This window comes from Mucilaginibacter dorajii (genome assembly GCF_024808255.1).
In the GTDB taxonomy this organism is placed as follows: Bacteria; Bacteroidota; Bacteroidia; order Sphingobacteriales; family Sphingobacteriaceae; genus Mucilaginibacter; species Mucilaginibacter dorajii.
The window spans coordinates 1-12,745 of the sequence record NZ_JANTYS010000038.1 but is presented as its reverse complement, the minus strand read 5'-3'; the positions used below and the strand labels follow the sequence as shown (position 1 = coordinate 12,745).

Genomic DNA, 12,745 nt, shown 5'->3' with positions numbered 1-12,745 from the left:
GGTTAATTGCCCAAATGTAACTCATAAAAAATATTATCGGCACCCATCAGCGGGAATGATTTGGGCAGGTCTGTTTTGAGCAATTGGGTGAATCCATTTTTTTCATAAAAGCGGTGGGCGGCTTTCAGTAAATCAACAGTACCTAAATAAATGGCGTTTATCTCATTTTGTTTGCAATACACTATCAGCGTGTCTAATAATAATTGCGCTATGCCCAGTTCTTTGCCCCGGTATTCTTTACGTACAAACATTTTACGCAACGCCCCGGCATTATCGCCTATGGCAATGATGGCTATGGTACCAACCAGTTCGCCGTTATGGAAAGCGCCCAGAAAATTGCCGCCGGTTTGGTGGTAATTGCTTTCAATATCCAGCAGGTCGGGCTGGCCTTCAAGGGTTACGGGTACGTTAAATTCTATTTGTTGTATAGGAAGAATGATGTCAATTATCTGCTGGCAATAGCTGTTGTTTAAGGGGGTTATTTGGATTGTAGTATTCATAATATTTTATTTATGTACAAATCTACGTAGTTAACTACATATAATCCAAATAAAGATCTGTTTTTGACAAATTTGTGTTTTTGAGGCAAAAAATAAAATAGACACATTTACTTAAAAACTTTAATTTTAAGCATGATTTTCGTCCTCAACAAAACCAATACTATTGCCAATAAATTTTTGGCCGAACTGCGTGATGCTGTCATTCAGCAGGATAAGGCACGTTTTAGGCGGAACCAGGAAAAGTTAGGCGAGATATTAGCCTACGAGTTGAGCAAAACATTGCAATATGAGCCGATAGAGGTGCAAACACCCTTAGGCATAGCCAATATCAACATACCCGCCGACAGACCGGTGTTGGGGACTATTCTGCGCGCCGGCCTGCCCTTTCACCAGGGATTTATGAATTATTTTGATCAGTCCGACTCCGCATTTATTACCGCTTACCGCAAGGTTAAAAGGGGAGGCGCGTTCATGATCCAGGTTGATCATATCTCGACCCCGAATCTTGACGGGCAAATTCTCATCCTTTGCGATACCATGCTGGCCAGTGGCCAAAGCCTGGTATCGGTTTGCAAGGAACTGATGGCGCAATACAACATCAAAGAACTGCACATTGCATCGGTAATAGCCAGCACCGTAGGCATTGCCCATGTACGCGCCAACCTGCCCCATGCCAAACTTTGGGTTTGCGCGGTGGACGACGAAATGACCAGCAAAGCTTACATTGTACCGGGTTTGGGCGACGCCGGGGATCTGGCGTTTGGGGAGAAAGTGTAGGGGGATTTGGGATTGGGATTTCGGAATTATAATTTTAGCATTTATAATTTCGGAATTAGGGTTTAGGATTTTAAGTAAATTTGGCCTTCATCACCTCTATCAACAATGAAAAATTACAGCACTTACAGCCAGTTATATTTACGCCTTGCACTTGGCTTAGGCTTTATTGCAGCCGTGTTAGATAGATTGGGCCTGGTTGGCCAGGTCGGGCAGCCAAACATTGCCTGGGGCAATTGGGCTTCATTTTTAAGTTATACCCAAGTGCTGCTCCCGTTTTTATCAAAACCTTTATCAGATGTGATGGGCTGGCTGGCTACCATAGCCGAAGCTTTATTTGGCCTGTTACTCATTATTGGTTATAAAACCAAACTCACAGCAATTGGCAGTGGCTTACTCACCTTGACTTTTGCGCTCGCCATGGTTTTTGCTTCGGGATGGAAAGCGCCGTTTAATTACTCGGTATTTGCCGCAAGTGCAGCGGCTTTTTTATTGGCCGGGCTGCCGTATTATAGGTGGAGCATAGATAACTTAAGCCGCAAAACGTCATGACATCTTCAAAAACTTAATCCCATACCCAACGGTCGGGTGCCTTCCCAAAACTCCCCGCATTAGCGATTGAAGTGGATACCGGCCTGCGCCTAAGGCCCTGTGCGTGTATGAACGGAAAGCGCGGCCCGCTTCTATCGGCGGGAATGCCATAATCTTGAAAAAAGTTATCACAGGTATTGTTATATCTAAGTGTTAGATTTATGGGCGTATCACCCAGTACCAGGGTATACCTTGTCATATCAAGGTGTATCACCTGTACCGGTACACACAGTTTGGTACGTTTGGCATCGTCACCTGGAAAAGGTTCAGCCGCTAAAATGATGACGTTTAGAGGTGCCTACTTAGCTCACCCTGGTGCAGGTCTTGTGCAACTGCCCCACCTGCCGGATGACTTGGGATTTTGCGAATGTTTATATATCAAAACTACGTTGTTTCATCCTGTAAGCAGTTACACTATATCTCAATCTAATATTGGGTTAACACTTTTTATATAAAAATAGATATAAATATCTAATAATCAATTTGTTGTATTTTTAAAGTGTTAAGTTATGTTAACCTTGTAATCTCGCTTTTTAAGTTCATTTTAAACGGTAAGGCTGCTTCCCCCGCCTCCCCGCATTAGCGATTGAAGTGGATACCGGCCCGCGCCTAAGGCCGTGTGCGCGTATGAACGGAAAGCGCGGCCCGCTTCTATCGGCGGGAATGCCATCATGATTAAAAGAAATAGCTTTTCCATAAAACACAGTGGTATATTGGAGCGTTGGTATCTTGTTATCAAACCCAACAACTATGGAAATTAAACGCAACGGCTCGCAGCCATCGGGCAAAGGTCCGGCAGAATATTTTACAGGGACGGTACGGATAGATCCGCTTTTTGCGCCGCCGAATCCGGCCCGTGTGGCTATGGCGCTGGTAACTTTTGAGCCGGGTGCCCGCACGGCCTGGCATACCCATCCGCTTGGTCAAACCCTTATTGTAACCGCAGGCTTTGGCTGGGCACAACGCGAAGGGGAGGACATACGGGAAATAAGACAAGGCGATGTAGTGTGGTTTGCTCCCGGCGAAAGGCACTGGCATGGTGCCACCGCAACCACGGCTATGAGCCATATTGCCATCCAGGAAAAATTAAACGGTTCGCCGGTTGATTGGATGGAGCAGGTAACCGATGAGCAGTACGGGAAGTGATAAACTAAATCCACAATAAGTTTTTGTCTCCTGAAAACCTCGTTTAAAAAAGCGATGGGCAGGTCTTTATTCGGCTCGTTTCCTAAGTTTTTTTTAAGGAAAAGTCTACTAAAGGGTCGATGTATTTCCCGGGAACGGGTGGATTCATATTGGGAATAACCAAATATAATGTTTTATTGCTTTACGCAACGACGGGGCAAACATATGCAAGGGTTCAGGACTTGAATGCCCTCAGATTGCAACAACGCTTTTTTGCATAAAAAAAGTATCCTTTATTTTATTAAGGATACTACATTTTGAATTAAGGTTATTTAACTTAACGTGAGTTCGATATAAGAAAGGGAAATCCGTAAATCAAAAAAAGGATGTCATTTCGATTGAGCAAGGGCGGGATTGAGCGGTTGTGCGAAAGAGAAATCTTATACGATATGTTATGATGGATTGCATATCGTATAAGATTTTTCGCTACGCTCAAGAGATAGTTTCTCCTCACCCTCCGCTCAGCCATCCGCCGTTCGTCGAAATGACATTTGGGAGTTCTTATATCGAACTCACGTTAAATTAAAATTTAATGGCCGGTTGCTGAATTATTTAATTGGCGCTATCGGTGTTTTTATCAGCCTCGGTAGCGCTTTCGTCTGCTACTTCAATCTGCCTGCGTACTTCGGCCATGCGTTTTTTAAACTCGGGGCTTTGGGTATATTCCCTAAGCCTTTTGCTGGCCTGGCGTAAGTTGGCCTGTGCTTTTTTCAACTCAGGATTGTTGCTAAAGCTACGCATTTGCTGGCTTAGCTTTCTCATTTCCTCCTTTTGCTGTTCTATGGCAGGGTTATGATAGGCTTTTCTCATGCTATCGCTCATCATCCTCAACTCATCGCGTTTTTTAATAAACTCCGGTGAGTTGAAATGGCTACGCATTTCCTGGCCTATTTTTTTCAATTGCTCGGTTTGCTCTTTTATCTCGCCTGGTATTTTACTTTGTAGCTCATCCTGGTATTTTTGGTAATTCTCGTCCTTGCGGTCGTCGTGATATTCGCTTTTAATGCCATACTTTTTTTTGAGCTCCTCATTCATGCGTTTAAAATCCGGACTATTATAATAAGCGCCTATCTTTTCGCCTATTTTGCCCATATCTTCGCCCATTTTGGTAGTTTCAGTAGTTGAGCCCCAGTTTTTCTGGAAGTCTTCACTCATTTGTTGTTGTTCCTCCTGCATTTTTTTCAGCTCCGGGCGGTTGTAAAACTCCTGCATCGCTTCGCCCTTTTCTTCCAGCAGTTTTTGCTGTTTCAAAAAGTCATCGCTTTGGTAATATTTGCCAACCTCGTTCGAGTATTTTTCTACTTCGGCCGTTAACTTGTTCAGTTCGGCATCGTTAAAATTTGAGGAGTAAATGGCTTCGGCCGCTCTTTTTGCTTTGATGGCTTTTGTGCTTTTGGCAGCTTTTACCGCGGCTACGCTCTTTTGAGCTTTTACCGCTTTTTTGTGGGTAGTATCGTTAAGCAGGTGTGTTAGTACGGCGGGGTAGGTGATCTTTACTTTTTTAATGGCTATTTTACCATTGGCAATGGTAGGGTTAAGCCAGGCTATGCTGCTGATGCCTGCAGCCATTATTGCAACGGCCACTAAAAAATGGCGCATGTTGCCTATTGGTTTCTGAGTTTTCATGATACGTTCAATTCTGTTTAATAAATGATATTTTTTACCGGTGGCCGCAAGTGCCATTTGTAGGCGTACCTGCCTTGTTTGCTCCAGCTTTAATAGTGCATGCGCATACACTAAGGGTTGGGCGGTTGTTTGTACTACCAGGTCGTCGCACCGGTTTTCGCGTTCCTGGTTTATTATCCTGTTAATTAACTGGGCAAAGGGATTAAAGAAAAGCAGTATGCTTATAAACTGCTGCACCAGGTTTAGCAGGTAGTCGTTACGCTTAATATGCGTTAATTCGTGCAGTAAAATCGCTTTTACTTCCTCGGCTGATAACTGGGTTGATAAAGTAATGGGTAGTAATATGATGGGGCTGATAAAGCCAATCATGCAGGGTACATCAACAAAGCGGCTGATGTTTACGCTTACATATTTGTTGATCTTTAATTGTTGGCATAGCGTATCTACATAATCCTGCAGTGTATCGGCAGGGATCATGCTGCGTTTAATATGGGCTATTTTTTGCCAGTTTAAACCCATCCTTAAAATATTGAATGCCAGGCCAACAAAGTAAATGGCCGATATATAAGGCAGATAGCCTTCAATTACATAATAGTAATAATTATTTTGAGCGGTATAATGGATGTTAACCAGCGGAAAGTTGATATCTGGTAATAAAGCTTTGGTATTGGCCGCGGCTAAATTTACCCAGGTGTGTGCCTGTACCTGGTTTACAAAAGTGTAAATAAACAAGGTGCCTATAAGTAGTATGGCCGTCATGGCCGCGTTATGCTTTTTAATGGACGAGAGCGATGGCGCGCAAATAAGCAACACGCGTAATGCAAACCAAACCAACAAACCCTGCCATAACGAGTGGATAATGGCGATGCCCAAAACCTGGCTTATATTATAGAACACACTTTCCATAATGTTTTATTTTTTATGCTGATCAAATTGATTGAGGAAGTTCTTAATAGCATCTATCTCATCGGCCGACGCCCGGTGTTGACCAAGGGCCTGGATCACCAGATCGGATGTTGAGCCTTTAAATACAGTAGACAATATTTTATTCAAAGCGTTGCTTTGCGCCTGCTCCTGGCTAAATAAAGCTTTATATAAATGCGTTTTCGCGGTGGTATCGCGTTCAACCAAACCTTTATCGTGCATTATCTGCATCAGTTTAAGGGTAGTGGTGTAGCCGGCATCTTTGGTTTTGGTAAGCTCCTCATGCACATCGCGCACGGTACATTGCCCCATTTTCCAAATCACCTGTAAAATTTCCAGCTCGCTTTCTGTTGGTTTGATATCCATCTTAAATTTGTTATACGAATTTCTTCGTACAAATATCTACGATAGATTTCGTATATCCAAATGAAATGCGAAAATTATTTTAGTATCAAGATTTTTTGATGTGCAGATATGCAGATTTCAGATGTGCAGATGATTTGTCTGAACCGGGATTGAACAGATTGATCAATCCCTTAATCCGAAAAATCTCGGTTTCAGACAACGTGTTAGGGATTGCAGCGGATACCGGCCCCGCGCCTAATGCCTGTGCAGTATAAGCGTAAAGCCCGGGCCGCAGGCAACACCATTATTGGGAGCAGGGAGTAAGGACTTTTGGACTGGCGGAATGGGGGACTTTTGGACTGGCAGACTTTATGACTGTCGGATTCCAGGACTATTGGAAGGATATATTTAAGAAGGATTAGATTAACACATTCAAAAAAGTCTTGACTCTTGATTCTTCCTCCCCTGTTATTTCAAAGCCTGATATTTATTTCCGTTAGATGGATCGGTTTGCATGAGCAGGTTCATGGCCTGGACGCGCTCCTGCGGATCGGCCTTGCCGTATAGCGATACAAACTCGTCGCTTTTGGCTGTATAAAATATCAGCGGGAACATCGATCCTACCCGTTGCCTATCCACCTGTTGCAGCGTTGGCAGCAGCGAGGTAATGAACCTGCGGCCTTTGCTGGCGTTATCGGCCATAATATCAAGGCCGCCACGGTGATAATCATACATGAAACCACGCAGGGGATCGTAAATTTTGTTGTTAAGGTTTTCGGATAGCCAGTAACGGTTAATATTACCGTCAAAAGCTTTCCAGCCCTTGTATGATCCGGTTTGGGCATTATTAACTACCGTTTGCGCGGCCGCAAAATAGGGGCTGCCACCATAGCGCGAAAAGGTATCATAATCCATACCTACTATAATATAGGCATAAAATGCCATTACCGAACTTAGGTTTCCCTGGAAACTTTGGTCGGTATAATCAACCGTTTGTCCTTCGTTATAGGTAAAGTCAACATCGCGGTCGTTAATATTAATCAGTGTTGAACTGTAAGATGATCCATAAACCGGTCGTGATGACTGTACCTGGAGCTCGCCGCTAAAAGTGCTGCCGCCATCCCAGTTGGTGATATTTAATACAAAATTACAATCTATACGTTCCTGGGGTAATATCGGGTCGGCACTCCATTTGCGGCCGTTCAAAAAATCCTTCATGGCGGTTTCCAAAGTTTGGAAAATGCGCTTATTGCTCACCTGTATCTTGGGCGATACTACCGATACACGGGCATTCAAATCCTGTGCCGATGCGTAAAAGCCAGGCAAAGCGAGTAATATAAAAAGGAGTAGTTTCTTCATCCGTTTATGAGTTCAGCAACTTTAAGGCAAATATCTTTGGCCACTTCATCTTTACTTTTCAATTCAAAGGTTGTTTTTTGCAGCCGGCGGTCAATAATCGTTATCTTGTTGGTATCCTTTTTAAAACCGGCCCCGGCATCATTCAGCGAATTTAACACAATAAAATCCAAATTTTTCTTTTGCAACTTGGTTATTGCATTCATTTCTTCATCGTTGGTCTCCAGGGCAAAGCCAACCAGGATCTGACCATTAGCTTTATGGTCGCCAAGGGTTTTCAGGATATCGGTAGTGCTTTTAAGTTCGATGTTTAGGCTGGCTTCTTTTTTCTTGATCTTTTGTCCGGCAACATGAACAGGCGTATAGTCGGCAACGGCAGCGCTCATAATGCAGGCTTTGGCGGTTTCGTAATGCGTTAAACACGCATCCAGCATTTCGGCTGCCGATGTAACATCAATCCGTTTAATGTTTTGTTGCTTGCTTACCTGCGCGGTTGGGCCGGTAATAAGGGTAACACCGGCCCCCATGGCAGCCAGTTCATCGGCAATGGCAAAGCCCATTTTACCTGATGAATGGTTGCCAATAAAGCGCACCGGGTCAATAGCCTCATAAGTAGGCCCGGCGGTTACTATGATCTTTTGATCAGCTAAAAGATGTTTTTTTTTTAACGCGGCCGCTAAAAACGCTATGATTTCCTCAGGCTCGGCCAACCGGCCCTCTCCATAAAGACCACTGGCCAGTTCACCGCTACCCGGCGAGATCATTACATTACCGAATGACTGTAGCCGGCCAACGTTTTGGCGTGTTGCCGGGTGCAGCCACATATCCAGGTCCATAGCCGGGGCAAAATAAACCTTGCATTTGGCCGATAGGTAAACCGCGGTCAGCAAATTATCGCAAAGGCCATTGGCCATTTTTGCCAGGGTATTGGCAGTGGCGGGGGCTATCACCAGCATATCGGCCCAAAGGCCAAGCTCCACATGGTTATTCCATTCGCCGGTTTCGGCTTTAAAGTAATCAACCAGCGCCGGCTTTTTTGATAGGGTTGATAGGGTAAGGGGGGTAATAAAGCTGGTGGCATCTTTAGTCATCACCACCTGCACGTTGGCGCCGGCTTTAACCAATAACCTAACCAGCAATGCCGATTTATAAGCAGCAATACTGCCACAAACCCCTAATACAATGTTTTTACCTTCAAGCATAAGCCCCCTACCCCCCTAAAGGGGAAATGTTAGATGAAAATTTAAAAATAAACAAAAAAACTCCCAATAGGGAGTTTTTAATTCTTTAACCTTAGCTCCCCCTTTAGGGGCCGGGGGCTTACGCTTCTTTAGCCGGGTTACGGTAGTAAACCTTGTCGTCTAAAAACTCCTGAACTGCAACCAATGATGGTTTAGGCAATTTTTCGTAGTATTTAGAGATCTCAATTTGCTCACGGTTTTCAAAAACCTCTTCAAGGTTATCGTTCGATGATGCAAACTCAGATAGTTTTTGGTGTAACTCTTCTTTAATATTGTTTGATATCTGGTTCGCTCTTTTTGACATGATCACAAGCGACTCATATATGTTGTTTGTTTTTACATCCAGCTCGCGTAAATCGCGGGTTACAGTGCTGCTGGCAACTGCTGGTTTGTTGGTGTTATTTGCTGTCATATCTTAATTTTTTACTATTATATATACTATGGATATTATCTATTGAGGAATTTTTTGACTCTGGTTTTTTTCAGATGATGGCTGTGTTTTAACCGTATCTTTTTTTGCTAATTTTTCTGCCAGTTTTCTATCCGTTAAAGCCTCTGCCAATACACGGTTAGCCTCGGCTATGCCGTTGTGGCTGTCTTTAGCATAACCTTTAACTTCCCTGCCGTATTTGCTGTTAGGGAATTTATCGTTAAACTGATCGGCATAAGTAATATCCTGCTCAAAGCGCTCAACCTGTTTGGTTTCAAAGCTACGGCTGGCATATTGGTATTGTGCCTTTACAGTTAAGTATTCAACCTCTTCGCCGTATTTGGTATCGGGGTAATCGCGCAGTACGTTATTAAATGCAATAACGGCCGACTGAAAGTCGCCAATAATCAGGTACAGCTTAGCGTTTTCGTAAGCTTTTTGTTCCAACTTATCGCGCAGGTTCTGAATCAGCTTGCTGGCCTCGGTAACACGGTCGCTTTTAGGGTAAAGGTTAATAAACAACTGTAATGTTTCAATAGCCTTTAAAGTATTCTCCTGGTCAAGCGAGTAAGTTGGCGAATCCAGGTAGTAGCAATAAGCCGAGAAGAAACGGCATTCCTCGGCCCTTGGGCTTGATGGATAAGTATCTGCAAACGTTTTAAAGTGAAACCTTGCCGATGTATAGTCCTTTAATTTATAGTTGGTAAAGGCGTAGTAATAAAACAGGTCTTCGGCAGCACTCCGGCCGCGATAGCGTTCAACCAATACGTCAAATAAACCAAGGGCTTTTTCATAGTCCTGTTTATTATAGTACTTAATGGCTTCCTGGTATTTTTTGGCGTAATCGTTACTCGCTCTTAACTTTTCGTATTTGCTTTTACAACTTCCCAGTGTAATAATTAACAGGGCTAAAACACAGGTAAATAACGTTAGTTGTTTTTTAAACATTTTGCAAAGATAGGTGATTATTATAAATCAGTCAATTATTTATTTGGGTGCTAATATATAACGTGTTTCCGGCTCCTTATATATATAGTATAGCATTTAACATCTTTTAACTATTGGCGGTTTTAAATAGGTATTTACAGCATAAGTGCTTTTTCAGATTTGTGCTTTCTGCATCAGGTGTGCCGCACAGGTGCTTTGTTCTTTAAGAGGTGCCGGTTTTCGTGCTGTTTAGCAGGCAATGTATATATACTATATAATAACATGTGCTGTGCTTTTCTTGAACTTTGTTGATGAGTCTTTTCTCAACACTACTTTTTGTCTTAATTCTTGACTCTTACTTCTTGATTCTTCCCCATGGCGTATCTCGGCCGGTAGAAGCCGGGGGCGGGCTATTCACTCATACGCCTGCAGGCCTTGCGCCAATGTCATTAAGTTAAGATATAAATATCTGACAATCAATTATTTACTTGAAAAATCGATTTATTTTTCGTATATTAAACTCATAATCAATTAGTTAAATTGGAAAAAAAACCTCATATTTTATCGTAGAAAAATTGAGGGAAACGCTGTTAGGGGAAGAACTGATAGCTAAGTTTAAAATGGAAAAGCAGGATTTTACCCGTAACAGAAAGCAACCGTTTCTGTCCGCTCTACTTTTGATGATTAATCAATTAAGAAAGAGTCTGGCTATTGAAATAGATGGCTTTGTTCGTTATTTCAATGGTAGATTTTCTGCAGGAATATCACATTTCACTTCAAGTGCCTTTATCCAAAACAGGAAGAAGATCAATCCCGATGTTTTTAAGCATTTAACTGATGTTATAATTAAAAATTTTTATACAAAAGATAATGATGAATTAAAGCTATTACAAGGATTTCGCATACTGGCCTGCGATTCTTCGGCTATTACACTACCCTTTACCAAGGAATTTAAAGAACGATACGGGGTGGTTAAAAATGTTAACACATTAGATGTTGCTCAAGCTAAAATATCTGTTCTGTATGATGTATTAAACGAATTGGTATTAGATATAGATTTAGATAAGTCACGCTTTTGTGAACGCAGTCTGGCATTGCGACACCGAAGCTATTGGCAAACTAACGACTTAATTATTTACGACAGGGGCTACCCATCTTTCGGATTTATAAATGAACATGTTCAGGCCGGCATCGATTACTTGATGAGAGTAAAAAAAGGCCACTCGGAACTTATAAAAACATTTGTAGACAGCGGTAAAAAGTCTGAAATAACATTAATGCGTCCTGATCAGGATAAATCGTTCAAGGGGAAACCTTACACGAGAAAACACACCATTCCAGTACGCTTAATTCGCGTCGAGTTGCCCGGAAATGAAATAGAGATTCTGATAACGAGCCTATTAGATAGCCGTAAATATCCTGCCAAAATGTTCATGAAGCTTTATTTCATGAGATGGGGTGTGGAGACTTTTTATGATGAACTTAAAAATAAGCTAAAGGTCGAGTACTTCTCCGGCTATTCGGATACCTCCGTCCGCCAGGATCTCTTCTGTGCCGTTTTTATCAGCAACCTTCAATCTGTTATTGTTAACGGGCTTGATGATGAACTTGAGGTTATCAATGAAAAGCGGAAACTCAATTATAAAGTAAACACTAATGTATCCTATGGACTATTGAAAAACAGAATAATTGACTTGCTCTGTCAGAAAGCACCGTTAGATGATATATATCAAGAGTTGGAAGGCTTATTCCTGAAACATACTATTCCAATTAGGGGGGGGACGCACTAATCCTCGAAATGTCGAAAAATATCGATATAAAACCAAACCAAAAGTCACTAAAAATCAACGAGATGCTTTGTAAATATATCTTAACTTAATGACATTGGGCCTTGCGCGCTTTGGCCGGTATCCGTTACTATCCCTTACGCGATTTGTTAACCCAACAACTTAGGGGTAAGCAGCCAGGGTAGCGTTTTCGGTTGATGCAGGCAAAGGTAGCTGCTATGGAGCAAAAGGAATGTTGGGGCCTTTTGTTGTTTATAATGTTACCTATTATATAATCCCGTGTAGGGGCATTCTATTATAGGTATGAGTATGCTGCATAATTATCGGGTTAGGTGTGTTATGTCGCATCCAGCCATCTTATTATAGGTGTTATACTGCGTAAGCTTATTTGCTCAGGTGGGTTATTGCCGCATAGCGGTTACCTATTTGTAGCCAAAAGCAATGCCCCACACACCATGCCGCATAGCGGCTACCTATTCTTAACCATTAAAGTTATCGGGATTTGAAAGGCGATACGCTTCTTTGATAAGGTAAATCCCAGATTCCTTTAATAAAGGTATATCATGATTTAGCGGGGCAGTTATCATGCGTGCCTATAAAATGCTCCCAAAACACTGCTTTGGGACTATGTTATCGTTATTCTTCTCCTCTGTTTTCATTTTTTCTCTTTGATATTAAGCGATTTGTGAGTTAGTGTTAAGAAATAGTTAAAGATAGTTTGGAGGAATGCGAAAAGTAGTTACCTTTGCAGCCCGCAAACGAGGAAGCGCGGGGATTGTTCTTAGAAAGGTTATTGAAGTAAGGGGTTTTTGCAGAGAGGGAATAGGAGAGAAAGCAAAACGAAAGCCACGAAAAAAACTTCAAATAAAATTTCGGAAATAGAAAAAGGTTGCTACCTTTGCAGCCCGCTACGGAGGACGAAAGTCTTGCAGGAAACGGGTTCAAAACTTAAAAAATTCGAAAGAATAAAAATAAAAAAAAGTTTTGGAAAGATGGAAAGGATTGCTACCTTTGCAGACCCAAACGGAAGGGTGCTTGAGAGAGCGAAAGAAGTTAAGT

At 42.3% G+C, this 12,745-nt stretch carries 14 protein-coding genes and 1 pseudogene; 5 read left to right on the top strand and 10 right to left on the bottom strand.

Annotated elements, in window-relative coordinates; all coding sequences use genetic code 11:
* Positions 1 to 2: 2 nt before the first annotated feature.
* Positions 3 to 500, bottom strand: coding sequence for a GNAT family N-acetyltransferase (locus FHS10_RS28275; RefSeq protein ID WP_259097505.1), 498 nt, complete (start codon positions 498 to 500; stop codon positions 3 to 5).
* Positions 501 to 632: 132 nt separating this feature from the next.
* Here FHS10_RS28275 and upp point away from each other — a divergent pair, with 132 nt between their 5' ends.
* A complete protein-coding gene (gene upp / locus FHS10_RS28270; protein ID WP_259097504.1) occupies positions 633 to 1,277 on the top strand; it encodes a uracil phosphoribosyltransferase in 645 nt (214 codons plus the stop codon).
* 105 nt (positions 1,278 to 1,382) lie between these two features.
* On the top strand, positions 1,383 to 1,826 hold the full coding sequence (locus FHS10_RS28265) for a DoxX family membrane protein (protein WP_259097502.1): 444 nt from the start codon (positions 1,383 to 1,385) through the stop codon (positions 1,824 to 1,826).
* Positions 1,827 to 1,839: 13 nt separating this feature from the next.
* Here the strand turns inward: FHS10_RS28265 and FHS10_RS28260 are convergent, their stop codons facing one another.
* Complete coding sequence (locus FHS10_RS28260) at positions 1,840 to 2,064, bottom strand: hypothetical protein (protein ID WP_259097501.1); 225 nt, start codon at positions 2,062 to 2,064, stop codon at positions 1,840 to 1,842.
* A gap of 345 nt (positions 2,065 to 2,409) precedes the next feature.
* On the bottom strand, positions 2,410 to 2,562 hold the full coding sequence (locus tag FHS10_RS28255; RefSeq protein WP_259097499.1) for a hypothetical protein: 153 nt from the start codon (positions 2,560 to 2,562) through the stop codon (positions 2,410 to 2,412).
* Between the two features lie 53 nt (positions 2,563 to 2,615).
* Between FHS10_RS28255 and FHS10_RS28250 the strand changes: the two genes are divergently transcribed.
* Positions 2,616 to 3,011 (top strand): (R)-mandelonitrile lyase, encoded by a 396-nt coding sequence (locus FHS10_RS28250; protein WP_259097498.1) that lies wholly within the window; start codon positions 2,616 to 2,618, stop codon positions 3,009 to 3,011.
* Here the strand turns inward: FHS10_RS28250 and FHS10_RS29365 are convergent.
* The 7 genes and pseudogenes from FHS10_RS29365 to FHS10_RS28220 form a co-directional block, all read right to left on the bottom strand.
* A pseudogene (locus tag FHS10_RS29365) lies at positions 3,008 to 3,159 on the bottom strand (Rpn family recombination-promoting nuclease/putative transposase); the annotation flags it as partial. The gene FHS10_RS28250 and the pseudogene FHS10_RS29365 overlap by 4 nt on opposite strands.
* Positions 3,160 to 3,602: 443 nt before the next feature.
* Positions 3,603 to 5,582, bottom strand: a complete 1,980-nt coding sequence (locus FHS10_RS28245) for a M56 family metallopeptidase (RefSeq protein ID WP_259097496.1) — start codon at positions 5,580 to 5,582, stop codon at positions 3,603 to 3,605.
* Between the two features lie 6 nt (positions 5,583 to 5,588).
* On the bottom strand, positions 5,589 to 5,966 hold the full coding sequence (locus tag FHS10_RS28240; RefSeq protein ID WP_259097495.1) for a BlaI/MecI/CopY family transcriptional regulator: 378 nt from the start codon (positions 5,964 to 5,966) through the stop codon (positions 5,589 to 5,591).
* 447 nt (positions 5,967 to 6,413) lie between these two features.
* The gene (porD, locus tag FHS10_RS28235; protein ID WP_259097494.1) at positions 6,414 to 7,304 is read right to left on the bottom strand and encodes a type IX secretion system protein PorD; all 891 of its coding nucleotides are present in this window, start codon (positions 7,302 to 7,304) and stop codon (positions 6,414 to 6,416) included.
* Entirely contained in the window at positions 7,301 to 8,503 is a 1,203-nt protein-coding gene (gene coaBC / locus FHS10_RS28230; protein WP_259097491.1) for a bifunctional phosphopantothenoylcysteine decarboxylase/phosphopantothenate--cysteine ligase CoaBC, read from the bottom strand. Before coaBC ends, porD begins: the two co-directional genes overlap by 4 nt.
* Positions 8,504 to 8,621: 118 nt before the next feature.
* The gene (locus FHS10_RS28225) at positions 8,622 to 8,954 is read right to left on the bottom strand and encodes a DNA-directed RNA polymerase subunit omega (protein ID WP_259097489.1); all 333 of its coding nucleotides are present in this window, start codon (positions 8,952 to 8,954) and stop codon (positions 8,622 to 8,624) included.
* A 39-nt stretch (positions 8,955 to 8,993) separates the two neighbouring features.
* Positions 8,994 to 9,920 (bottom strand): outer membrane protein assembly factor BamD, encoded by a 927-nt coding sequence (locus FHS10_RS28220; protein WP_259097488.1) that lies wholly within the window; start codon positions 9,918 to 9,920, stop codon positions 8,994 to 8,996.
* A 554-nt stretch (positions 9,921 to 10,474) separates the two neighbouring features.
* On the opposite strand from FHS10_RS28220, the gene FHS10_RS28215 reads away from it, so the two are divergent.
* Both FHS10_RS28215 and FHS10_RS28210 read left to right on the top strand, forming a co-directional pair.
* The gene (locus FHS10_RS28215) at positions 10,475 to 11,689 is read left to right on the top strand and encodes an IS4 family transposase (protein WP_259097487.1); all 1,215 of its coding nucleotides are present in this window, start codon (positions 10,475 to 10,477) and stop codon (positions 11,687 to 11,689) included.
* A gap of 806 nt (positions 11,690 to 12,495) precedes the next feature.
* Positions 12,496 to 12,745 (top strand): hypothetical protein (locus FHS10_RS28210; protein ID WP_259097485.1); only part of this gene is annotated, 250 nt, incomplete at its 3' end.